At 70.9% G+C, this 23,772-nt stretch carries 17 protein-coding genes and 1 pseudogene; 6 read left to right on the plus strand and 12 right to left on the minus strand.

Going from position 1 to position 23,772, the window contains the following annotated elements; all coding sequences use genetic code 11:
* Nucleotides 1–31: 31 nt before the first annotated feature.
* The gene (locus tag IN07_RS17770; protein ID WP_036338161.1) at nucleotides 32–1,225 is read right to left on the minus strand and encodes an MFS transporter; all 1,194 of its coding nucleotides are present in this window, start codon (nucleotides 1,223–1,225) and stop codon (nucleotides 32–34) included.
* Nucleotides 1,226–1,363: 138 nt separating this feature from the next.
* Here IN07_RS17770 and IN07_RS17775 point away from each other — a divergent pair, with 138 nt between their 5' ends.
* Nucleotides 1,364–2,182 (plus strand): enoyl-CoA hydratase/isomerase family protein, encoded by an 819-nt coding sequence (locus IN07_RS17775; RefSeq protein ID WP_081975521.1) that lies wholly within the window; start codon nucleotides 1,364–1,366, stop codon nucleotides 2,180–2,182.
* A gap of 238 nt (nucleotides 2,183–2,420) precedes the next feature.
* Here the strand turns inward: IN07_RS17775 and IN07_RS17780 are convergent, their stop codons facing one another.
* From IN07_RS17780 to IN07_RS17800, 5 genes are all read right to left on the minus strand, one after another.
* A complete protein-coding gene (locus IN07_RS17780; RefSeq protein ID WP_052091444.1) occupies nucleotides 2,421–2,630 on the minus strand; it encodes a hypothetical protein in 210 nt (69 codons plus the stop codon).
* Nucleotides 2,631–3,031: 401 nt separating this feature from the next.
* Nucleotides 3,032–3,850, minus strand: a complete 819-nt coding sequence (locus tag IN07_RS17785; RefSeq protein ID WP_197058537.1) for an SDR family oxidoreductase — start codon at nucleotides 3,848–3,850, stop codon at nucleotides 3,032–3,034.
* Nucleotides 3,847–5,295, minus strand: coding sequence for an acyl-CoA reductase (locus tag IN07_RS17790; protein WP_064972447.1), 1,449 nt, complete (start codon nucleotides 5,293–5,295; stop codon nucleotides 3,847–3,849). Before IN07_RS17790 ends, IN07_RS17785 begins: the two co-directional genes overlap by 4 nt.
* Before the next feature lie 56 nt (nucleotides 5,296–5,351).
* Complete coding sequence (locus IN07_RS17795; RefSeq protein WP_036338163.1) at nucleotides 5,352–6,530, minus strand: LuxE/PaaK family acyltransferase; 1,179 nt, start codon at nucleotides 6,528–6,530, stop codon at nucleotides 5,352–5,354.
* The gene (locus IN07_RS17800; protein ID WP_197058538.1) at nucleotides 6,527–7,924 is read right to left on the minus strand and encodes a sodium:solute symporter family transporter; all 1,398 of its coding nucleotides are present in this window, start codon (nucleotides 7,922–7,924) and stop codon (nucleotides 6,527–6,529) included. Before IN07_RS17800 ends, IN07_RS17795 begins: the two co-directional genes overlap by 4 nt.
* Before the next feature lie 749 nt (nucleotides 7,925–8,673).
* Here IN07_RS17800 and IN07_RS26500 point away from each other — a divergent pair.
* From IN07_RS26500 to IN07_RS24160, 3 genes and pseudogenes are all read left to right on the plus strand, one after another.
* Nucleotides 8,674–9,222: pseudogene (locus tag IN07_RS26500) on the plus strand (IS3-like element ISPfr13 family transposase); the annotation flags it as partial.
* Between the two features lie 98 nt (nucleotides 9,223–9,320).
* Nucleotides 9,321–9,725 (plus strand): hypothetical protein, encoded by a 405-nt coding sequence (locus tag IN07_RS17805; protein WP_231558450.1) that lies wholly within the window; start codon nucleotides 9,321–9,323, stop codon nucleotides 9,723–9,725.
* The gene (locus IN07_RS24160; protein WP_052091446.1) at nucleotides 9,722–10,099 is read left to right on the plus strand and encodes a DUF5615 family PIN-like protein; all 378 of its coding nucleotides are present in this window, start codon (nucleotides 9,722–9,724) and stop codon (nucleotides 10,097–10,099) included. Before IN07_RS17805 ends, IN07_RS24160 begins: the two co-directional genes overlap by 4 nt.
* A 489-nt stretch (nucleotides 10,100–10,588) precedes the next feature.
* Here IN07_RS24160 and IN07_RS17815 read toward each other — a convergent pair whose 3' ends face one another.
* The 3 genes from IN07_RS17815 to IN07_RS17830 all read right to left on the minus strand — a co-directional run bounded on the left by IN07_RS17815 (nucleotide 10,589) and on the right by IN07_RS17830 (nucleotide 17,119).
* Entirely contained in the window at nucleotides 10,589–11,122 is a 534-nt protein-coding gene (locus IN07_RS17815) for an SMI1/KNR4 family protein (protein ID WP_036338166.1), read from the minus strand.
* 1,151 nt (nucleotides 11,123–12,273) lie between these two features.
* Nucleotides 12,274–12,537, minus strand: coding sequence for a WXG100 family type VII secretion target (locus IN07_RS17825; protein ID WP_036338168.1), 264 nt, complete (start codon nucleotides 12,535–12,537; stop codon nucleotides 12,274–12,276).
* 70 nt (nucleotides 12,538–12,607) lie between these two features.
* Nucleotides 12,608–17,119 (minus strand): FtsK/SpoIIIE domain-containing protein, encoded by a 4,512-nt coding sequence (locus IN07_RS17830; protein WP_036338170.1) that lies wholly within the window; start codon nucleotides 17,117–17,119, stop codon nucleotides 12,608–12,610.
* A gap of 451 nt (nucleotides 17,120–17,570) precedes the next feature.
* On the opposite strand from IN07_RS17830, the gene IN07_RS24855 reads away from it, so the two are divergent.
* A complete protein-coding gene (locus IN07_RS24855) occupies nucleotides 17,571–19,361 on the plus strand; it encodes a serine/threonine-protein kinase (protein WP_197058539.1) in 1,791 nt (596 codons plus the stop codon).
* Nucleotides 19,362–20,191: 830 nt separating this feature from the next.
* Here the strand turns inward: IN07_RS24855 and IN07_RS17840 are convergent.
* The 3 genes from IN07_RS17840 to IN07_RS17850 form a co-directional block, all read right to left on the minus strand.
* A complete protein-coding gene (locus tag IN07_RS17840) occupies nucleotides 20,192–20,992 on the minus strand; it encodes a DUF427 domain-containing protein (protein ID WP_036338177.1) in 801 nt (266 codons plus the stop codon).
* Between the two features lie 74 nt (nucleotides 20,993–21,066).
* Entirely contained in the window at nucleotides 21,067–21,822 is a 756-nt protein-coding gene (locus IN07_RS17845) for an SDR family oxidoreductase (protein ID WP_036338180.1), read from the minus strand.
* Nucleotides 21,823–22,068: 246 nt separating this feature from the next.
* Nucleotides 22,069–22,677, minus strand: coding sequence for a TetR/AcrR family transcriptional regulator (locus IN07_RS17850; protein ID WP_197058540.1), 609 nt, complete (start codon nucleotides 22,675–22,677; stop codon nucleotides 22,069–22,071).
* A gap of 277 nt (nucleotides 22,678–22,954) precedes the next feature.
* Between IN07_RS17850 and IN07_RS17855 the strand changes: the two genes are divergently transcribed.
* The gene (locus tag IN07_RS17855) at nucleotides 22,955–23,761 is read left to right on the plus strand and encodes an SDR family NAD(P)-dependent oxidoreductase (protein ID WP_036338183.1); all 807 of its coding nucleotides are present in this window, start codon (nucleotides 22,955–22,957) and stop codon (nucleotides 23,759–23,761) included.
* The last annotated feature ends 11 nt before the right edge of the window (nucleotides 23,762–23,772 follow it).

The following is a 23,772-nucleotide window of genomic DNA, read 5'->3' on the forward strand; positions in this document are numbered from 1 at the left end:
AACCGGTGGACCTGCCGCCGGGCTGCGCGGATCAAGAGGTGACGCCTTCAGCCTCGCGGCGCGTGGTGGTGGCGCGAAGGACGTCCAGGCTGAGTGCGGCGCCCACCGCCGCCACGGCAGCGGCGAGGAGAAAGGGGATCAGGAACCCGCCGGTCGTCTCCGCCAGGAGGCCACCGAGCGGAGGACCACACAGCTGAGCCAGGCCGAAGGCCAAGGTGCAGCGACCGAAGGCCCCGGCGAACTCCCGCGGGGTCAGGAAGTCCGACAGGTGGGCAGCGATGACCGCCGGCAGCCCGGACATCATCAAGCCGAACAGCAAGGCCGACACCGACGCCAGGGGTTCCCGGCCCAGCGGCACGAGCAGGATGGCCCCTGCCATCACCAGGAAGCCGCCGATCAGCGTGGCACCGCGACCCCACCGGTCGGACAGCGGCCCCAGCACGACTCCGCCGGCGACCAGCGCGCCGCCGACCAGCGTGTAGACCGCCGAGGCGTGGCCAGCCGAGAACCCGGCGTCGTCCTCCAGCGCGGTCACCAGATAGCTGGAGTAGACGGAGTAGGCCAGGCCGTAGGCGGCATAGCCGCCGGTCAGGCCGATCCATCCGGGAACCTGTCGCAGGGCTCCGGCGCGCACGGGGGCGTCGTCGTCGCGGTGCGGCGCCGGCCGGAGCAGGAGCAGGCACAGGACCAGCACCACCACCGCGATCGCCGCCTCCACCAGGTAGACCGTGCGCCAGGAGGCATCGCCGCCCCGGGACTGCAGCGCCCAGGTCAGCGCACTCGCGAACACGATGCCTCCGCCGATGCCCGACCCCGCGACGCCGATCGCAGCGCCTCGGCGTGACGGGCGGACGACCGAGCCCGCCAGCCCGGGAGCCGGCACCCAGATGAAGGCCCCGCCGACGCCGGTGAGGACGAGTCCGACGGACAACTCCACCGCACTGCCGGCACGGGCGAGCAGCCCCAGGCCCAGCACGCTGAAGAACAGGCCGGCCTGGATCAGCGCGGCCGGCCGGGCGCGGCGGGACAGCGCGCTGACGGCCGCCGTCCCCATTAGGTAGGCGGTGACATTCGCCGTGGCGACCAGCCCCGCCACCGCGTACGAACCGAGCAGGTCTCGGTTGATCGCCGGCAGCAGCAGCGCGTACGAGAAGCGACCGAACGACTGGGCCACGGCGGAGGCGAGCGCAACGAGCAGGACGAGTACGCGTGGCCGGACCTGCACGACGTCACCTTCGCACCCCTCTCCGCACGACGGCGCGGCGTGCCCGACCGACGGGCCGGGCTCTCCTGGCGTCCGCACTGCCCCGTCGTCCGTCTGCGCGCGCTGTGCATCACCAGTCGCAGCGTGGATGATGGCTCGATGCTGGTCACCGAAGATCGGGATGATGTCGCCGTCCTTCACATCGAGCAGGGCCGGGTCGGCGCCCTCGACGTGGAGCTGCTGGACGCACTCACCGAGGCCGTGACCACAACCGACCGGGCGGTCGTCATCACCGGCAGCGGCTCGTCCTTCTCCGCCGGAGTGGACCTGCACCGGATCCTGCACGGCGGCCGGCCGTACACCGAGCAGCTCCTGGGGGCGCTCTCCCGGACGTTCCGCGCCGTGTTCGACCATCCGCGGCCGACGGTCGCGGCGGTCAACGGGCACGCGATCGCCGGCGGCTGCGTCCTGGCTCTCGCCTGCGACCTGCGGCTGATGTCCGGCGGGCGGATCGGGTTGACCGAGTTGGTGGTCGGCGTCCCTTTCCCGACCACAGCCATGGAGATCGTCCGGTACGCGCTCGGCTCTCGTACCGGCCAGGTGCTGCTCGGCGCGCACCTCCACGACCGCGAGCGGGCGCTGGCCCTGGGAATGGTCGACGAGCTTGCCGAGCCCGGTGAGCTGCTGCCGCGGGCGGTCGCGCTGGCGGGTGAGCTCGCCGCCCGGTCGCCCGAGTCCTACCGGCTGGCCAAGATCCAACTCCACCGCCCCGCGCTCGAGGCGATCGAGGCGACTGCCGGCGGCGACGCGGCCGTCCTCGCCGGCTGGGCGTCCGACGACACCCGGCTGCGGATCGAGGCCGCGCTCGCGGCGCTGAACCGGCGCGAGGTCACCCCCGACCGCCAGGGCCGTCCTGATCGCGTCCGCGCAGGTTCGGCACGGTTCCGCGACCGCCTCGGGACGGCATTCGGAAGCTGAGGCACGCGGAAGGCACGGCACCTCTCGCGCATTCACCTCACCAGCCAGTATGGGCTTACGGAGCCACACCCTTCCAAGCTGACTGTGCGGGTTCGATTCCCGTCACCCGCTCGACCCCGGTGTCGCCGGGCACCGTTCACAGGTCTCCCGCGACACCGGTTCTCGTCGTTCGAGCTGCCGCGCTGACTCTTGCCCTTCCGGCGAATGACGGCCTCCATCAAAACCGGCGCGAGACAGGTCACGCGGTGAGCTCGAGGCCGTGCCGAGCGGCGATCCGCCGGGCGGTCTCCTCCACCGGCACCGTCAGTCGCTCGGCCGCCGCCCTGCTGTAAATGACGACGGCGAAGACGGCGTACTGCCACAGCGGGGTCCGCCACCAGGCGGCGTCGCTGAGCAGATCGGGCTGCAGGCCGGCGCAGATGCACGCGATGGGGAAGCCTGTGAACACCCTTCGAGCCCCGCTGAGACGCTGGCGACTGGTCCCGTGGGTTCTTTCCGCAGCGGCGTCGGCCTTGGACAACGGCGGCCGCGCCTCCGACGGTCAGTGCACCGGCCACGAGTGTCCACGCGGGATGGGGCGGGCGCCGGGGCCCGGCCCCGCCTCGCCGGCCGGCGTCGGACGCCGGAAGCTGTCTCCCTATCGCCCGACGCAGCCGGAAGCCATGCGGCATCAGCCCAACTGGTGGGTTCGGGGGTCCCGTCCCTGATGGCGCATTCTATCGGATCTCCACCAACGACGACGCTCTTCGGGGCCCAACTGCCTATCGCACGTCAGCGCCCCGATTCCCCGTTCGGGGCACCATCCGTCCGCGTATCCGGAACGGACGGACGCCACAGGAGTCCACCGGCCTAGTGCATGACCAGACCGCCGTCGACGAAGAGGCAGGCGCCTGTGACGAAGGCGGCCCATTCGCTGGCGAAGAAGAGCACCGCCCCGGCGACGTCGTCGGGGGTGGCCAGACGCCTCAGCGGCGTTGCCTCCTCCAGGGCGTCCCGCTGTTCGTCCGTCGCGGTCCTGCTCGAGTCCGTGGGATGCACCAGGCCCGGCGCGACGCAATTGACCGTGATCCCGAAGGGACCGAGCTCGGCGGCCAGGTTTCGGGAGAAGCCGAGCAGGGCTGCCTTGGCCGTCGTGTAGTCGTGGTACGGCACGCTGGGCCGCTCAACTAGGTCGGTGACCACGTTGACGATCCGGCCATCGCCGCGGGCCTGCATGCCGGGGAGCATCGTTCGGCAGACGTTCACCGCGCCTCCCAGGCTCCCCTCCAGCTGGTCCCGGTAGTCCGACCAGGTGGTCTCCCACGCCGTCCGGCGGGCCAGCGGGTCGAAGGCGTAGCTACGTAACGCGTTGTTGACCACGACGTTCGCGGGTCCGAAGCGGTCGTCGACCTCGGCGGCCATCCGCTGGACGGCGGCGGGGTCGGTGACGTCGGCGCGAAAGGCCCGGGCCCGCCCTCCGGAGCTCTCGATGCCGGCGACGACGCGCTCGGCGGACGCCGCATCGCGCAGGTAGTTCACGGCCACGGCAGCGCCGTGCGCCCCCAGCGCCCGGGCGACGGCGGCGCCGATGCCGCGGCTGGCCCCGGTGACCAGCGCCACGCGCCCGTGGAGCAGGTCGCTGCGTCCCAGGCCGCCCGCGTGCGCGCCGGGTGCCGGGACGGCGCTCACCGCGGCCTCCCGTGCGACCAGTCCGAGGGCCGGGTCCACTCGGGGTCGTACCGTTCCACGTCCGCCTCCGCCGCACCCTCGATGTCCGTCCACCGCACGAGGGAGGCCAGGCTGCCCAGGCCGTCGTGGTGCCACCCCGCCGCAGGCTGCGGCATCTGCCCCACCGCGCAGATGCGGTCCGCGCCGCAGCGGCCGAGCAGCGAGGCCCAGGCGTCCAGGCGTTCGGGAGCGCAGGCGACCCCGGCGGTCTGCAGGTAGCGACGCAGGGGCAGGAGGTACGGCACGACGTCCTCCACCCCGTCGACCGGGTGCACCCGCACCACCCGGTTGAGGACCGAGGGCTCGAACCGCTCGGGCCGCTCCTCGAACAGCACGGTCCAGGCGGTCCCGTGCGGGTCGGCGAGAACCTGGACCCCCTGGTCCGCGTCGTACGAGCGGAACTCGTACTGCGAGCGCACACCGGCGATCACGGCGCTCTCCTCGAGGCTCAGGCCGGCCCTGGGCTTGGACCGCTCGTAGCGCTCCATCTCCGCGGCCAGGGCGGCTGCGAAAACCCGTGGGTCCACCGCTCCCCCACGCTCGACGAACACCACGTGCGGGGACAGGCAGGCCTGCTGGTCGTACTGGGACACGTCCCGCGCCACCCGGCGAGCGGTGTCGGCGAACCGGGTCAGCGCCAGCGCCTCGTGTCCCACCACGGCGAAGCTCACCTTGTGGCCGTAGGGGACGAACGGCATGCCGACGGGGACCCGCTGGGCCAGGCTCTCCGTTGCGTGCAGGCCCGCGGTCGCCATCACCGCGTCCGAGCGGAGGAAGGCGGTCTGCTCGACGTCCTCCTGCCCGCCGGGCCAGTGCAGGACGGCCAGACACCGAGCCAGACCCGGGTCCTCCTCGGCGATCGTACGGGCGAACAGAACGGGGAACAGCGGCTCGGCGCCCGCGGACTTGCCCAGGGTCGCCGACTTCACCAGGAGAGCGCAGATGAGGTTCCAGGCCGGCAGCCCGGGCACGTTGCCCGCGAAGAACTGGGTCGTCAGGCGCGGGCCGTAGGCGCGGGAGCGTCCGCCGGCCCGGTTCGGGTGGAACCCGTCGAGCACTAGCGGGTTGTCGAAGTCCTGGGCGAGGAACCGCAGCAGCCGGTCTCGGCGGAAGGTCTTGAGGTGTTCCTTCAGTCCGCGGCGCACCATCTCGGGGGCGTAGCCGGTGATCTGCGGCAGCAGCTCCTCGGCCAGGCGCCGCTGCGGGCAGGAGGGGTCGTACCAACGGGCCACCGCCCTGCCCACCACCTCGAGCACCTCCATCACGGGGCGCTCGGCGAGCTTCTCCGCCTGGGCCTGCAGGAGGCGATCGCACAGCTGCTCGACCAGCCGCGGCGTCACGACGGGGAACCGCAGCGGCACCGTGCCCACGCGCCACGTCGTCCACTCAAGGGCGGTCAACTCCATGGCGTCGAGCTGGGGCAGGAAAAAGGCATCCACTCCGTCGGACGCCGGGGCTCCGGTCACCGCCGGCGCCCCCTGTTGGCCACCAGCATCTCGTCCAGGGCGATGGAGCAACCGCGGGCCTCGCTGCCCTGCGCCCGGCCCAGCAGCACGAACTCGTTACTGGGCGTGCCGACGGCGAGGCCAGGTGCGAGGTAACCGACGTCCTCGGCCAGCACGGCGAGGCAGGAGCCACGGTTGGCCAGGTCGTAGTGGACCAGCAAGCCACGCTCACCGGCAGGTACCGGCTCGCCGGTGCCGGGGTCGACCACGCGCAGTCGGGCCCAGGGTGGCACCGCCTTGACCCCGGGGACGGCGTCCTGTCCGAGCCAGGCCCGCCGCAGGCTGGTGTCGTAGTACTGGGTGCTGATCTCGGTCATCCCGTAGTAATTGACGCACCAGGCCTCGGGGATACCGAGCCGGCTCCGGAATGCAGCACGCAGGGCCTCGGCGGAGACCTCCCGGGAACGGCCCTTGAACCCACCGGTGTCCAGCAGCCGGCTCCCAGCGGGGAGGGCGAAGGAGGTGTCGGTGGCCTCCAGGGCGTCGAGCAGGTGGACGTAAGCGAACGACGTGCCGAGCAGCCCGACCGTCACCCCGTCCCGCTCCGCCTCCGCCAGGGCTGCCGTGAGTCCGTCGACGTCCAGGCCTTCCTCCTCGACGAAGCAGCCGCTGCCCGGCGCGCCGAAGGAGTCGACCAGCCGCCCGAGGAAGTAGGCGAGGGACGAGTCCGGCTGCTGCGCGGGCGGCGGGTTGAGCACCAGCAGCCGGATCTGCTCCCGGTCGGGCAGGAACCAGTGCCGGAAGTTCACCCGCAGCGAGGCGTCGTACAGCCGCAGGTGCGGATGGTGGTTACGCCCGCGCCGGCTCGGGTCCGTGCTCCCGCTGGTCATGAAGATGGCGGCCGCGCGTTCCGGTGGGTCGCAGGACAAGGTGAGCTCCTTGAAGGCGCTCAGCGGCACGGGCGGAATCTGCTCCCACCGCGCGATCCGCCCCGGCTCCGCGCCTCGCGCGCGGCAGAAGCGCCGGTAAGGGGTGTTGCGCTCGTACTGGTCGGCGAACAGGTCCAGCGCCAGGCGGTCGAACTCCGCCTCCCCTGCCTCGCCCGGACCCGCGTCGTCCCACCGCTGCACCGCCTGCTCGATCCAGGTCAGCAGCCGAGCGTCCAGATCGAGCGGCTCCGGCTCCGAGTTGCTCATCGCACTCCCTCGGCGTCCAGCGACACCACCCGGCCCGACAGGTCTCGCAGGTCGGCGCTGCCCCGGCCGAGGAGGGAGACCAGGACTGTCACCGCGGTGGACGCCGCCAGCGCCGCCGCGAAGGGCGGCAGCGACAGACCATCGGCGAACGTGGCCAGCGCCAGGGCGGCGCTCAACGACCCACCGGCGATGAGGCCGTAGGCGAGCGCGCCGACCAGGCCCGCCACAGCGCCCGAGATCGCGGCGGCGGGGGTCGCGCGGCGCCACAGCCCCAGGAAGGCCGGGGCGATGGTCGCCGCGCACAGCAGGTCGGCGATGAGGAACAGCCGCAGCACCGAAAAGCCCTGGAAGGCCACCAACATCGGCAGCATGGTGAGCAGCACCACCAGCACGCGGGCTCCGCGGAGCCCCATCCGCGGAGCCTCGGTGACCACGGCCGCGGCCAGCCCGTTCTGCAGGGTGTCGACGGTGGAGGTGACGAGGGCGAGAGTGAACAGCAGGACGACGACGAGCACCCACTGCGACGAGCCGGCCAGCAGCGCGAAGAACGGCGCGGGCGGACTACCCAGGTCGACCGCCGACGCGGCGGCGAGCAGCCCCACCAGGCCCGCCGGTAGCACCACCAGGAACCGCATCACGGCGCCGATCACCGCACCGCGCGTCAGGGCCCGCTGGTCGCGCGCCGACCACACGCGCTGCCAGTAGCCGTTGTGGAACAGGCTCGTGGCCAGCACCGCCACCACCAGCGTCGCGGCGCCCTCCAGGCCGGCCAGGTCGATGTCCAGCAACTGACCGGCGTCCTGCGGGCCGGCGTCCGGCAGTGCCCGGATCACTACCACCCCCACCACGGCCAACAGCAGCAGGAGCAGCCAGCCCTGCCACCCATCGGTGCGGATGGAGGCGCGCAGCCCGCCGTAGGCGGTGTAGACGGTGGTGACCACGGCGACGGCGACGACGCCGACCCGCGGATCGAGATCGCTCAGTCGGCCCAGGACCGCGGCGGTGGCCGTCAGCTCGGCGGCCAGGGCCACCAGCATGTAGACGAGCGAGATCCCCAGCACGTACAGATGCATCCCGCGCCCGAAGCGCAGCCGCACGAATTCGACGAGGTTGTGCCCGGCCGGCACGAGAACCCGCAGCCGCCGGCCGACCAGGGCCAGTGCGGCCAGCGGCAGGGTGATCGCCACCGCGTAGCCGAGCACCCCCGCCAGGCCGACCTGGGCGCCCACCTCCGGGGGCGCGAACAGCACCCACGCGCCGACGCCCGACGCGAAGAACGACAGGCCCAGCGCTCCGCCGCCCTGCGTGCCCCGGGCGACGGCGAACTCCTCGAGGTTGCGGTCGCGGCCGACGGCGAGGCCGACCCCCGCGAACAGCACGAGCACGGCAGCCACGGTCATTACGGTCAGGGAGATGCCCACCACGTCGAGTCCCTCCGCCGGCATTACCCGGTCAGGTTCATGCGGTCGGCAACGCCTTCTGCTGCCCTCTCAGCCCGGTGCGCCCGAGCTCCCGCTCTCCACGGCGGAATGTACCGGTACGCCCGGGAGGCCGCCGCCCGGCCATGTCTCTCCGCCATCGCGAGCCCACCCGTGGGACAGTCGTCGACCGGGTTTCTCACGGTGCGGCGTTGGCTCCGGGAGCGCTCGGGCCAGAGATCTTGCCCATGCTCGCGGGAAGCCGGCCGTCCGTGTGAGGTGCGCGCCCACGCCGCTGAGTGCCCGGTCGAGTGCCGCTTCGAGGGGGCGGACCGAGCGCGTCGGCTGAGTCGTCTGAGTAGCCAGTAACAGCCCTCGCTGCAACGCGGCGAGCAGGCCCGAAGCCAGCATGCCCGATTCTGCGTCGAGCTCACCGCGTCGGTGCATCCGGCACAGACCGTCGGCCAGTCGTCGCTGCCAGATGGCGGATCCGTCGACGAGCTCGGCGGGCGCGCTCCGCTTCGTGTCGGCGGGCTCGGCGACCAGCCGGCCGGTGGGGCATCCACCGGCCGAACCGTCCCGGCGGATCCGGAGACTCGGACCCGCCGGGACGGTTCATGCGTGCGTCACCCGCCAAAACCGTGACTGCATACCGACGCAACCTCGACGCCCTGGAGCGCCTCACGTTTCGTGCCGCCTCCTTGTGAGTCACGGAGGATGGCGTCATGCCGAAGAAGATCGATCCGGCGCTGAGGGAGCGTGCGGTGCGGCTGGTGCGTGAGCACCGGGACGAGTACTCCTCGACCACGGCCGCGGCGGTGGCCGTCGCCCGCCAGCTGGGAGTGGCCCGGGAGTCGGTGCGCCGCTGGGTCGCTGGGTCGCCCAGGCCGAGATCGACGACGGTGCCCGGCCGGGCACCACGTCGCAGGAATCGGCAGAGATCACGCGCCTGAAGGCGGAGAACCGCCGGCTGCGGGAGGACAACGAGATCCTCAAGGCGGCCACGGTTTTCTTCGCCGGGGAACTCGACCCCCGCAACCGCTGATCATGGCGTTCATCGCCGATCAGCAGGCTCAGGGCCGTGCGGTCGAGTCGATCTGCCGAGTGCTGCGTGAGCAGGGCTGCCAGGTCGCCGCGCGGACCTATCGGGAGTGGAAGTCGCCGTCGCGGCCGATCGGGCCCGCACCGCCACCGACGCCCAGGTCCTCGACGCGGTGCGCGATGCCGCCTGGACCACCGGCCCGGATGACGTGCGCCGGCTGGCGCCCGAAGGCCGCCAGCCTTCATGCTTCAGCGCGTGCTTGCGCCCGAACTACGCTAGCGTACATTGTAGTGCATGCCGAGTCCGACATCCATCAGGTTCGACGAGCCGGTGATCGACCGGCTGTCGTCATACGTCGCCCGCCACCCCGGCCTGACCCGCTCTGCGGTCGCCGCGCGCTACGTCGATGAAGGACTTCGCATGGAGGAGCACCCGGGCATCCTCTTCCGTGACGGGCCGACCGGCCGGCGCGCGACCGTCGTCGGCGGGCCGGACGTCTGGGAGATTGTCCGCACGCTGAAGGCCGCGCGCGCCTCCGAGCCCGACCTCTCCGAGGACGAGCTCCTGACCATGCTCGACGACAACACCGGTGCCCCCCGCCGCATGGTGCGCGCCGCGCTTGAGTACTGGGGCGCCTATCCGCAGGAGGTAGATGCGCTCATCGCACACGCCGAACGAGCGGAAGCGGAGGGTGCGGCCGCAGCCGACCGGGCTGCGTCACTCCTCCACCCGTGAGACTGCTTCTGGACGAGATGATCGGTCCCCGCGTCGCACAGGAACTCCGCAACCGCGGACTCGACGTGGTCGCCGTGGCCGAGCGGACCGACCTACGGGCCCTGCCCGACGACGCCGTTCTCGGCTTCGCTCGCGACGAGGGTCGCGCCGTCGTCACCCGCAACATCGGCGACTTCGCACGACTGCATCTTCAGTCCCTGGCCGAGGGACGCCCACATGCCGGAATCGTCATGGTCACCATGCAGGCCTTTCCGCAGAACCGCGGCTTCGTCGGCGCACTCGTCACCGCTCTGGCCGCAGCCGAGGAAGAGTCATTGCTGCCTCATCCCGGCGAGGTCATCTACCTGAAACCGGTGGGCGATCAGCCCGCGTAGAGGCCCCCTCGAGACCGGCCGCGGAGACCGCGCAAGGTCACCGAGTCCACATCGATGAGGCCGTCCCGCTCGAAGCTCATGACGATCCGCAGGATGATTCGCTCCCGTCGAACCAGTGCAGCTGGCGCCGAGGCACGCGGAAGGCACGGCATGCGCCCGATTTGGCGCTGACCAGCCAAGATGATGCCTGGAGGCCCAAGCCTTCCAAGCTGACTGTGCGGGTTCGATTCCCGTCACCCGCTCCGCTGCGATGTCGCGGGCACCGTCCACTGGTGTCCCGCGACACCGTTTTCGTTCGTGCGGTCGGCGGGCCGCCCGAACTGTGATCTTTCCGGCGATTGAGAGCCTCCATCAGACACGGCGCATGACAGTCCCCCTAAACCTGTGGCAGTCCCCCTAAACCTGTGGCCCCCGACCGGCGCGAGCTCCAGCACAAGCGGCGCGCCGCGCGGTACGTTCGGAGGTGGGTACCACGCAGACGGCCACCCTTCACGGTGCGACGGCAGCGTTGAGCCTGGCGAGCTCCTGTCGGTGGAGCTCTATGACGGTACGGAACCATTCCTCAAAGCCGGGGTAGTCCTCCACAACTCCGCCGTCAAGCCACGCCACCGCACCTGCTCCCGGCACCCCCGGGGGGCGAACAACAACGAGGTCGCGATCGTCGGCCGCAACGGCTATCGGCTGCACCCCGAGGATGGTCCAGCCAGCCAGCGGCTCACTCAAGTAAATCCTCAGGTACTCGTTAGCCACTCGCCCAAGATCGCTGCCTAGCAAGTCCTCCGTCCCCAAAAGATGTAACCCTAGGTTGATCTCTGGCCAGCCGTCTGCTTGCAGAAGGAACTCGCGATAGGCGGGGTCTAGTGCGGTCCCAAGATGGTTCTCGACCAGTGCGAGCCGCTCGACGGTCGCCCCTGGGCGCGGTAGCCGGCAGGTCAGGGGGTTGTCGGGATCGAGTTCGTTGATGCGTTGCTTAACCAGCACGAGGTACCCGATGAGCTCGGACCAGTTGGTAGCGGAAGTCACCCGCCCTCCTCCCCTATGCGGAACTCGGTGGGTCGGTAGCCCTGAGGGTACCGATTAGACTGGCCGCCGATGCTCGAGTTGACTCGACCGGGAAGCGGCTGCCAACCGCCCGGCGGTTCAGCCTTGCCTGTCCAGGTCGTGTCAGGCACGTGACCAACGTGTTCATCGTCCGCGTAAGGCCTGCCTTCTCTGGCCGCCTGGGTACGTTCCCGCCGGGCCGCCGCGGAGGCAGCCTGTCTCAACTGCCTGTCCACGGGCACGCGTCCCCCGGGGTTCAAGTCGCCCCGCTCCAGCGCCTCCTGGCAGCGACGGACATGCTCTCGAGTGGCTGCAACTTCGGCTGCCGTAGAATTAGGCGGCGGATGGAAGGTCACCGGGCCCCGAAGCGGATCACTGCCCCCCGAAGGAAGAGGGCCAACGGGCTCCTGTGGCGGTCCTCCAGCACCGCGGGCACCCGAACTAGGGCCAGGGCCGCTTGGCACCCCAGCAGTCCCCTTGACGGCCACCGCGCCATCCGTCACCGCATCCACAGTCCTAGCGGCGTCGACGGCAGCATCGGCTGCTCTGACACCCTTGGCGCCCAGCTTGCCAAGCGTGGCCGCCTCCCCCAAGCCCGGAATCATCCCGGCCGCGGAGAGAGCCGCATTAGCCTTGTCCCCCTCGGTGACGTACCAGACGGCATTCACGGCGTCGGCGGGTGCTCCGACGACGGGCACAAGGCCGACCACGTCGAGTGCTGTATGCCCAAAGCTGCTCCAAAAGCCGCCCTGTTTCTCGGGACCCGGTGGCGCGGGCGCGGGTGGTGGCTCAGGTGGTTGCGGCGCCGGGGCGGGAACCAGCACCGCTAGAGCGCCGGCTCCCGCCTCGCTGGCCGCGACTTGCTCGTCGGCCTGCCGGAATAGCGCCTGGGCGCCGTCGCGCAGCCGGCTGCCGGCGGCGGCGAGCAGAGGTCCGTGGTGTCCCTCCCAGTCGGCGCGGGCCGTGTCCGCGTCAGAGCCCACCCACTCGACGGAGTTGAGGCGGACGGACAGGGTGCTGCTGAGCGTCTCGAGTTGTCCGGCGGCGTCGTCCAGCTGACGTGCCAGCGCCCGCACCGCCTCGACGTCCATCCCGCTGAGGGCCATCACTCCCGCCCCTCATATTGCGACGGCCTACGCGGAGGCCTGCTCTTGCTGATCGGCATTGCTGCGGGCCGCGTTGGCCGTGTCGCGGAGGCTGTTGGCGACGGTCGTCAGCTGGGGCATGAACGTGCCGTGCCAGTCGCCCACGAAACGCTCCCGGTCGGGGCCGATCCACTCGGTGCTCTCGAGGGCGCCGTTGAGCGTCCCTATCAGTTGCTCGATCTGCGCGGCGTTGTTGTCCATCTGCGCTGCCAGTTGGCGCACGCCGTCGATGTCCATTCCAGTGATGGGCATTGTTGTCGTCCTTCCTCGTAATTCCTGGGCTAGCCAGAGCGGTGACGGCCGAGAGGCGATTTCGGTGACCTCAGGCCACTGCAAGCTCGGTGAGGTCCTCCTCCGGTAGGGCGCACTGGACGCGCGCGACATGGCCGCGGCTGATGTAGAACCCACGGCCTGGCGGAAATGAGGCGCGATTGACGCGCGGGAAGGTGGTCTTGAAGATGTTGTCGCCGTCGGTCTGCTCGGGCTGCAGGGCGATACCGTGCCGTCCTTGCTTGACGAGTTGGAGAAGACCGAAGCCCGGCGTCATTGCACTGGTGTCGCCATCGGCGACGAGGAGCGCCCCTGCTTTTCGGACGGTCTTGATGAGTTGCTGGAGTGGCGCGTCGGCGGGGGTGTTGAGGAACTCGGGCAGGTTCTCCACCACAACGATGGTTGCGGCGTCCGACGTCTCGCTGAGCCGGCCGGTGATGTCCTTGACGAGGGCTGCAATCTTGTCGACGTCGTGCGCAAACTCGTCCCAGCACAGCTGGCCTAGTAACGGTGACGGACCAACGCCGAGGTACACGCAGCTTCCCCGGCCGAGGGCGCGGCGGTAGGACAACGTCAGCGTCGCTAGCAGCGACGTGCGCCCGCTTCCCGGTGGACCGGTGACGAGCAGCGTCCCCGATGGAGTGAAGCCCGCCGCCTCGAGAGACAGATCCTCGATACCCAGGGCCGGCAGGCCGGCGACCTGCACCGGAAGTTGGTTTAGGGTCACGCGTTCCGGCAGCCGTCCTATGGGCGGCGGCTTCGCCGAGCGCCACGGCGCATCGGCTCCCAGTTCGGCGGCCAACTGCGTGACGTCCTTCGCCTGCTGAGTGGTGCTCTGAGAGCCACCCAGGACCGCGACCTGCACCTCATCGCCGTCCAGGAACCCTCGCCCGGCAGGAGTATCAGTAGTGAATGCGCCGTGCGGGATTCGCAGCAGAACGGCCTCGTTACCATCACCGGCGAGGCGCAACACGAGCCGACGCTGCACCAGTGCAGCGAGGCCGGCGGGCAGGGCGGTGGACCGGTCGGCGGACAGGACGACGTGTACCCCGACTGCACGCCCGTCGGCGACGATGCTCTGGAACACGTCGAACCAGCGCGCCTGCAGTCCGACCTCATACGCCGAACGGAATGCACCGAGGCCGTCGACGAGCAGCAGCACCCGAGGCTCACTCGGGTGACCCGCGAGCTGGCGGTACTCGACGAGGGTGCCCGCCGACACCTTGGCGTAGCGCACCGCCCGCTCGTCGACGAGCTCACGCAGCATGCGCAGGAGCCGCACGACCCGCTCGTCATCGTCACCGGCAACGATGGCTCCGACGTGCGGCAACCGGCACGAGTCGGCGCCGCCGTTCCCCTCCTCCGGCGTTTGTCCGGACGGGTGCGGGTCGAGCATCCGCAGGCCCTGGGCGCCGAAATCCAGCCCGTACACCTGGCAGGGACCGCCGTCGGGGCTGCGGGCGGCCGCGAGCGCGAGGGTGCGCAGGAACGCGCTCTTGCCCGACCCGCCGGTGCCGAACACCGCCATCGCGCCGTCCCGGTCCGGCAGGAAAGAGGCGAGAATCCGCCGCTGCTGGGACGGATCGTCCTGCACCCCGAACACGAGTCCAGTGTCGGAGCGCTGCTGCGGCGGCTCGTGCAGCAGGTAGGGGTTCTCCCCGCTGAAGAGCTCCTCCAGGCTGTACACCGGCTCGAGCTCGGGCAGCCAGGGACGGCGAGGATCCGGGATCTCGGCATCCGTGTGCGCCTGCTTGATGCTGCTGACGAGCCGGCCGAGGTCCGTCTCCTCCTCGCCGCCGTCCTTGCTGCCGCGGTCCGGTGTCTCGGTCTGCTCGCTCGCTGACGGGGCTGGCTCCCATTCGGCGCCGGTGCCGAACGGCCGCTCCAGGATGGTGATCGGTGGCGCGGGCGGCGTAGCTGGCGTCCGGCCGCCGACGTAGGCGGCCTGGAATGCGGTGACTCGGCCGGGCCCGAGCTTGGCCATGGCCCGGCCGGGCAGCGCCGGGTCGAAAGTGGCTGCGTCGGGGATCCCCAGTACGTCGTTGCTGTCTTCGGTGTCGGCAAGCCGCAGTGCAATGCGCAGATTCGTGTTCGCTCGCAGGCTCTCCCGGATGACCCCGGCCGGGCGCTGCGTGGCGAGCACCAGGTGCAGGCCGAGTGAGCGGCCGCGCTGCGCCACGTCTACGACCCCGTCGATGAACTCCGGCACCTCTTTAGCCAGCGCGGCGAACTCATCCACGACGATCACCAGGCTCGGCGGCCGGCCCGGCACACCACGGCGCTCCAGGTCCAGCAGGTCCTTGGCCTTGTGCTCGCGCAGCACCTCCTCTCGGTATCGGAGCTCGGCGCGCAGCGAGGTGAGTGCGCGACGCACCAGGTGCGGATTCAGGTCGCTGACCAGGCCGACGGAGTGGGGCAGTCGGACGCACTCGCCGAACGCCGCCTCTCCCTTGTAGTCCACGAACAGGAAGGTGACCCGCGCCGGGCTGTGCGCCGCGGCCATCGCCGCGACCCAGGTCTGCAGGAATTCGCTCTTGCCCGCGCCGGTGGTGCCTCCGACCAGGGCGTGCGGGCCATGCTCTCGTAGGTCCAGGACGAACGGCTGCCCGGCGCCGACCCCCACGGTCGCGCGCAGACCGGTCCTGCTCCGTGGCCGCGCTCGACCGGATCCGTCCCCGCTGGGAAGGGACCCACCGATCCGCCACTGATCCACCACCGCCTCGGGAGCGTCGGCCAGCTCAGGACCGAGTAGCGGCAGCAGCGCAGCGGCTGACGGGAGGTCTGACTGGTCCTGCACCCGTGCGCCGGCGTCGACCAGCGGCGCCAGCGACCTGCCGAGTGTGTCCGCCTCATCCGCCGCTAGTCGCTCGGGCTGGACGCCGCCGGTGCGCCGACCGGAGAGGACGAAGCCGACCGAGGTCGCCTCGCCCTCGCCCTGGATCTCGACGAAGGAGCGGCAGGCTGCGGGCAGCCGCTCCACGGAGGAGGCGAGCCACAGCAGGTGAACTCCGACGGCAGGCCCGAACTCGGCTAGAGCCACCAGGCGGCTTCGCTCCACTGGAGCCGCGTCCTCGACCAGCAGCACCACCGCGGGCAGGACATCGCTGCCCTTGGCCGCACGACGGGACTGGACGAGCTCCTCGAGCGCCGCGACCAGCCGGGCCACTGGCGGCGCCCCGGCGGCCAGGTGATCGACCGGTAGCGGGCTGTGCTCGCTGAGGGTGTGTGGCAGCCACCTCAGCCACCGCCAGTCACTCACAGTTTCGGTCGACACAACGGCTGCCAGCACGACCTCGGCCGGGCTGTGGCGACAGGCGAGCTGGGCCACCAGCGCCCGCATCGTCGCGACCGCCGACGACCGCTTTCCCGCCACCCCAGCCGATCCGACGACCGGCAGCTCCGCCACGAGCGGCACGCTGTCGACAGTTACCACGCTGTCCTGCAGCTCGAGCAGCTCCTGCCACAGGTCTGCATTGGCGGATCGCCTACTTGGCAGCTTGACGCTGCTGCGGGAGTCGGCTCTACCAAGGCCGAACCTCAGCTCCAGGAAACCGGGCCGGTCCGGCCGCGCGGACCACAGCACCGGGGAGCGCGTCCTTGCCGCACGCGTCAGCTCGGCCGTCGCCGGATGCTCGGCCCGGCGTCCCGCCTCCTCGGTCTCACGGGCAGCGGCCAACTGGGCGCGTAGGCGGTCCACGGCTGCCCGGTGGCGGTGCACCGCTTCCTTGTGGTCGCGGCGCACCATCCACCGGCGCTCCAGCACGCTGCCCGCCATCAGGATCGGGCTCAGCGCCAGGAAAAGGAGCGTCACCGCCCGCCCGGTGATGATGTACAGCGCGGGCCCCAGCAGCAGCGGCGCGAGGAACGGCGTCCACGGCACGGGCTGGCGTGCCGGTGGCGCCGGTGGCTCGGGCGCCTCGAACTCCGTTCCCTCGTAGCGGGCCTCGAGTCGGGGCGAGCGGTTGAACAGCTCGCCGTTGCCCTCCGGGTCCGGGGTCGCCGCGCCACCGTGCACCACACGAATGGCCGTGTCGCCGAGCACCACCAGGTCATCCGGACGCAACAGCGCTCGATCGACGCGCTGCCCGCCGAGCAGCACTCCATTGGCTGAACCGAGATCCATGATCTCGACCATGTCGCCCACGACGAGCTGCGCGTGTCGCCGCGACACTTTCGGATCACGCAGCTGGACCGTTTGACTCTCATCGCGTCCGATCGAGCTGACGCCACTCTGCAAGGGAATGGGATTGACGCCAGCATCCGGTCCTGACACGACCACGAGATGAGCCCTAGCCTCAGCACCCGGGGCGCCGGACCTAGAGTCCCTCCCTTCGACGGCACGCACGCGGGCACCGCTCTGCAGCCGCGAGTCGGCCACCGACAAATCCGCGGGCAGAAGGACGCCGCTCAGCGCCATCGTCGGAAGCGCCAGCTTTCGGCCCCCGGAAGGATTCCGCTCAGCCAGGGCTTGGGCGAGCTGACCCACCGTGACCGTCGCGTCCGCCGTCACCAGGAGGTCAACCGGGCCGCCGCTACCCCGGTCGTAGGTGAGGGTCAGCCGCACGCCTGCTCCCACGTGCCGGCACACCTAGCGGCAACTGTTCCCGCACCTGGGGTCCGCGGCGTCGGCTGCGGCCGGCCGGCCGTCAACCGACGCCCAGCCCAGCGCGGGCCCGCCGTACGTACGCAACCTCGGATCGGGTGCGCTACCCGTCGGGGCTTCTCCTGCCTACCGCACGATTTCACGGGCAGTTCCCTTGGTGCCGGAGGCGGGCTCGCTGGCGCAACGTACAACCCACGGGCAGCAAGCGAAAGACTCCCGTGCGTGGCTGCTGAGATCACCGGCCCACCGAGGCCTGCAGCGGCAGGAACGACCGCACATTCGAGATGACCGTCGCGCTCGGCCCGTGGGCGCACGGCGCAGCTGTTGCTGCACGCCAGGGCGCAGCCTCTTACCGGCGTCCAATCTCATGCGTACCGTCGTGCGCCTCGGTGGCTCAGGGGGAGGTCCTGCCGTGGCGAACGTGGACCCGGTATCCCTCGGCGACTTCCGGCTGCTCCAGCTGCTCGGGAAGGGCGCGAGCGGTCGGGTCTACCGCGCCGTGCACACAAGGGACGGCACAATCCATGCTGTCAAGGTCCTGCGCGACGACCTCGATGACCCGACCGCAATCGTGCGATTCGAGCGGGAGGCCCAGGCCCTCGTAGGCCTCGAGCACCCCGCGCTGGTTCGTGTCGAACGGTTCCTGGTGCACGAGGACCGTGCGGCCATCGTCATGGAACTGGTCCACGGCCCGAACCTGCGCGAACATCTCAACGAGCGCGGTCCCCTGCCCCCCGCCGTCAGCTGCAAGATCGCAGCCCAGGTCGGGCGAGGGCTGGCAGCAGCCCATGCCGCCGGCGTCGTGCACCGTGATTTGAAGCCCGAGAACGTGCTACTGGAACCCGGCGAGCGCGAGATCCGCGCGAAGGTCAGCGACTTCGGCGTGGCCCGGCTAATCAATGCCGCCACGGTGACGCGCACCAAGCACGTGGTGGGAACCCCGGCCTACATGGCGCCCGAGTGCGCCGCAGGTGTCCCCGTGACGTCCGCCGTTGACGTTTATGCGCTCGGTGTCGTGCTTTTTGAGATGGTCGTGGGCTGGCGGCCGTTCCGTGGCGACACCCTTATGGCGGTTCTTAGGCAGCACGAAGCCGCACCGCGCCGCCAGCCGGCCGGCATCCCCGACCCGCTGTGGGCTGTACTTGATCAGGCTCTCGCGGTCCAGCCCCAAGCCCGGCCGGACGCCGCTGCTTTGGCCGGGCAACTGGAACAGCTCAGCGCCACACTCGCGGGCCTTCCAGCCGCTCCGGTCACCGACCCACCGCCACCGGAGGTCATCACGCCGGCCTCCCAGATGCTGACCGAGGTCGCCCGGGTCGGCGAGCCGCCGCCGGCGAAGAAGCAGCGCTCGGGCCGGCGTCGTGCGGCGGCGGCTGGCGCAGCCGCACTGACCCTCGCGGGCTCCGCAGGTCTCGCCGTCCTGGTAGCCCACGGTCAAGCAGGAGAGGCGGCCACGTCCCAGCGCGCCGGTAGTACGCCGCCCTCTGTCGCCCGTACCAGCGAGCTGCCCGCTACAGCTAGCGAGCCCACCGTGAGCGAACCGGCCGCTATCGAACCTACTCCCGTCAATCCATCCCCTGAGGAGCAGATTGCCCCCCAGGCCTCGGCAGGGCCGGAGCCGCCAGGGCCGACGGGGCTGGTAGAGCCGGAGCCGACAGGGCCGACGGGGCTGGTAGAGCCGGAGCCGACGAGGCCGGCAGAGCCGGAGCCGACGAGGCCGGCAGAGCCGGAGCCCACGGGGCCGACAGGGCCGGCAGAGCCGGAGCCGACAGGGCCGGCAGAGCCGGAGCCGACGGGGCCGACGGGGCCGGCAGAGCCGGAGCCGACGGGGCCGGCGGAACCGGAGCCGACAGGGTCGCAGCCGGAATCGTCCGCGACACAGCCATACACAGCCGAGCAGATTTGCGGCTCAGGATTCAGTGTGGCCTACTACTTTACATTGCCGCTCAGCGTTAATTACTTCCTTTGGAATTCGGGCATGGGTCAAGCTTGTGTCGTAACCCTTAAGGTGGCAGACGTAGGTCAGTCAACGCCGATAGCAGCCTTTATCCAGCTGGATGGAAGTGATCGCATTAGCGACAGCGGGTTATATCAATACTACGCGGGCCCCATCTTCGCTAATGTATTGGGGTGCGTTACATGGGGTGGCTCCGATGCCTCGATGAGCTATGAAACACCTCCCGATGCGTACTGCAACAACTGACCGCGGACACGGCCGACGCAGGCAGCTCATGCCGCCTGGCCGGCACCACGGGCTCGACCGCTGTGGCCGAATCCGATGGAAGGTCCGATGCTGATCCGGTCGCCGTCCTCGATGCCGGCAAGTCCAGAGCCCGTCAGGGTCGCGGGGTGGCAGTCCTGCGCCTGCAACTGGCCAGGCCCATGACCAGAGGGCAACCGGTGGAGGATCGGATCAGGATCGCCCGGATGACGGTAAGGCTATAGAGGGCCTCGTGGGCCAAGCGGACACGCACGAGCCGGTGTCCCCCGGCTGGCAGCGCCGTACTCGTGGCGACCGTGCGCGAGGCCGTCCATCGCTTCACCTCCGACTGCTGCAGCGACGACATTGCCCTACTCGCCGTCCGTGCCGAGCCCCTGAACAAAAGGCACTTACCGTTTGGGACACGGCGTCGCACGCCGGAACCCACCTCCGCTACAGGCGGGCCGAAGAGGAGCGGGACGCCGCTCGCCGCCATCGCGAGCGCCGAGTTGAGGCACGCGGAAGGCACGGCATCCGCATGACATGGCGCGGACCAGCATAGATGGCGCTTGGAGTCCCAAGCCTTCCAAGCTGGCCATGCCGGTTCGATCCCGGTCACCCGCTCCAGCGCGCTGACCGGCGCACGCGGCACACACATGGAGGCCGAGCCGGCAACGGCAGCCGTCCCAGCTGCTCGAGCAGGTCTTCATGAGCGGGCGCATGCGTCCACCCGGCGCGGTCGACGAAGAAGCCGGCGTCCGCTACGCCGTCGTCCTCCGGGACCTCTGACCCGTCGGGTGGGTGCGCGAGCCGCGTAGCCCCCACACGACAGCTCAGGCTCTGCTGACCTCGACCTGGACGTCGTCGGAACTGTCGTCCACGGAGACGAATCCGGACACCTGCTGCGCCTCGGGGAGCCCAGGCACGTAGGACCAGAGCAGGTCCTCGTACCGCCGGCCGCCCACGGTCAGGTGCTGGTAGGTGGCGATTCCCTTGTACGGGCAGACCGTCCGCGTGTCGGAGTCGCTGAGCCCGGCGACGTCGAACACCTCCCGGGGCAGGTACCAGCGCACCGGCAACCCCGTCTCGAACAACGCGACGGCGCGGTCGGTCTCGGCGACGACAGCGCCGCCGACCCGGACGGTGACCCGGCGGCTGCTGCGTCGGGTGTCGACCCGGTGGAACGGGTCGCGAGGGTGCCCGAGGACCTGCTCGTCCTCCTCCAGCCAGGCATCCAGCCGGTCGAAGTAGACGGCCATCAGCCCGGCGAGCTCGGGTACGGCGGGCAGCGGATCGGGATAGGACCAGACCGCATCGACCTCCGTCCGGTCGCCGACGGTCAGCGTCCAGTAAGCGGCATCGCCCTTGAACGGGCAGTGCGTGCTGGTGTCGGTCGGCGTCAGCAGGTCGGTCCGGACATCGTCGCGGGGGACGTACCACTGGGGCATCAGCCCCGTCTCGTGCAGGAGGACCGCCCGCTCGGTGTCCAGCACCGTCTCGCCGTTCACCACGCCGCGCACCCGCTTGCCGGCTTCGTGCGAGTAGAGCAGGTGTGCCGGCGCCGCGGAGAGATCGGCGTTGAGGCGGTTGCGGTTGGCCGCGGCCAGCGGTCCGATGCCCATCGTCAGCGACATGTCCTCCAGTCTCGAGGCTCACCACCCCGCGTGCCCACTCGAACCCAGCAACGCCTCACGGCCGAGAGGGTCGGTCAGGGCCAACCCTGTTCGAGCAACGGCGTCACGGTGACCTCGTTGAGCACGACGTCGGGCGGAGCGGAGGCGATCCAGGCGATCAGCCGGGCCACCTGATCGGGCGCCAGCGCGTCGGCGGGCACGTTCGGCTCGGCGCCGTTCTGCCGGTCCTCAGGGGACCAGACGCCCCAACTGGTGTCCATCGCGCCGGGATAGAGGACGCAGGCGCGGATGCGGTGCGGCCTGCCTTCGGCCGACAGCGCCTGCGTCAGACCGGTCAACCCGAACTTGGCCGCGCAGTAGGCCGAGGCATTCGCCCAACCCCGCCGGCCCGCGACCGAGGAGACGTTCACGATCGTCCCGCCGCCCTGCGCGCTCAAGTCCGGCCACACCGCTCTGGCCAGCAGGAACGACGCGCGCAGGTTCACGTCCAGCACATGGTCCCAGCCGGCCACGTCCAGCTCGGTCACCGGTCCGGGGACGTCGGTACCCGCCGCGTTGACCAACAGGCGCACCGGCCCGAGGTCGGCGCGCACCTGCTCCACCGCCCGCTGGACGCCCTCGGCGTCGGCCAGGTCCACCACGACCGCGCTCCCCCGCACCCCGTGGGCGCGGACCTCCTCGGCCGTCTGCTCCAGCTCGGCCGAGCCGCGGGCCAGCACGGCGACGTCCGCGCCGGCTGCAGCCAGCGCCAGCGCCGTCGCCCGGCCGAGTCCGCTGCTGCCCCCGGTCACCAGGGCGGTGGTCCCGCCCAACCTCTCGGACCCGTTCATCCGGTTCCTCCCTCTGGTCTTCGGCTCGCCGTGAGACCTTCTGGTCTTCGGCTTGCCGTGAGACCTTGCCCGGCGGGGGCGCATCCCGCCCGGTCGGGCACGAAACCGAGGCCATCGAGGGCCCCGCTTCGAGTCGCCGACCGGGGTGCAGCTGGCGTCTGCCGGGTCCTGTCCCGTGCCGGGCCCGCCGCGGCGGCCGGTTCATCGAGGTGGCCACATCACCCACCGGCATCGTCGGCCCGCGGGTCACCGGTCGCCTGAGACCACCAGGTGGACGGCGACACCCGCCAACGCGAGGTCCAGCGCGGCCTCGAGCGGTTCGACCGAACGGTGTGTCTGCGCGAGCAGCAGCCCTCCCTGGGCTGCTGCCAACAGCCCGAGTGCCAGCTCCTCCGGATCGGCTCCGCCGGCCAGCTCGCCACGGGCCTGCATGGCCCGCAAGCCGACGGCCAGGTGCTCCCGCCACTCCCCGAACCCGGCGACCAGGTCCGCGCGAGCCGACGGGTCGGACTCGACCAGCTCGCCGGCGAGCCGACCCAGGGGGCAGCCACCGACACAGCCGGTGTGCCGGTTGACCTCCACGACCCGGTCCCGCCACCGCCGCAGCGCCGCCAAGGAGCCCAGGTCGTCCAGCTCCGGCTGCTGCACCTGCAGCACCTGCCCCACCTGCCGCCCGATCACCGCACCGACCAGCGCAGCCTTGTCGGCGAAGTAGTGGTAGAGCTGCGACTTGCTGGTGCCGGTGGCGGCGCGGACGTCGTCCAGGCTGGTACCGGCCACGCCGCGCTCGTGCATTAGCTCGGCCGCCGCGGCGACGATGCGCTCCCGGGTCGCCCGCCCTCGCGCAGTTAGCACCGGTTCCGCAGCTCGATCCCCCGTCGTGTGCATGACGATCATGGTAAGCGGGAATTGGACCGATCAGTCCACTGCTGCACCCCGACAGCATCGACCTCGTCCTACGCCACCGCGCTACCTGCACTGAACGGGCCTCGCCCCCGGCACCACCGTCGGAACGGTCGCCTGCTCTTCCGGAGCGATCGGTCACCCACACCCCGACGACGTCGTGGGCCTCGTCCGTCACGTCGAGGAGCACAGCTGATCCGCGGGACCTCCCGCTGAGAGGAACGACCACATGGACCTGCACGACCGCTCGATCCTGTTGACCGGCGCCGCCACCGGCATCGGTCGCAGCCTCGCGCTGCAACTCGCCGACCACGCACCGCGGCTGACCCTGGTCGGCCGCCGTTCCCAGCCGCTGGAGGAGGTCGCCGACCTGGTCCGCGAGCGCGGCGGCCATGCCTCGGTCGTCGCCGTAGACCTGACCGAGCCGGGGGCGGCGGCCACCGCGGTCGCTGCCGCGCAGGAGCAGTTCGGCGGCATCGACGTCCTGGTGAACAACGCCGGCAACGTCCGCGCCGGCCGCCTGGAAGCGATCGAGGAGGCGGAGGTGGCTGCCCAGATCGCGTTGAACCTGACCGCTCCCATCCTGCTGACGCGCGCCGCCCTGCCGGCGTTGCGGGCCAGCGGCAACGGCCTGGTCGTCAACGTCTCCTCCGGCATCGGACTGGTGGGGATGCCGTTCTACGCCACCTACGCGGCCACCAAGGCCGGCATCGCGCACTTCGGGGAATCGCTGCGCCGCGAGCTCTACGACGAGGGCGTCCACGTGCTCACCGTGTTCCCCGGTGCCACCAGCACGCCGATGATGGCCAGCTCGCAGGCCGGCCCCGAGCACGGATTCGTCTACGAGACCCCCGACGAGGTCGCTGCGGCGACGATCGCCGGGATGGCCGACGGCAGCCTCACCGTCGTCCGGGGCGGTGAAGCCCGCGCGCAGATGATCGACGCCAACCGCACCGACCCGGCCTCGCTGGACCGGCAGCTCGCCGGCCTCAAGCCGGAGCTGGAGAAGGCCGTCGCCGGCCACTCCAGCCTCTGATCCGACAACGC

Source organism: Modestobacter caceresii (assembly GCF_000761485.1).
Taxonomy (GTDB): Bacteria; Actinomycetota; Actinomycetes; order Mycobacteriales; family Geodermatophilaceae; genus Modestobacter; species Modestobacter caceresii.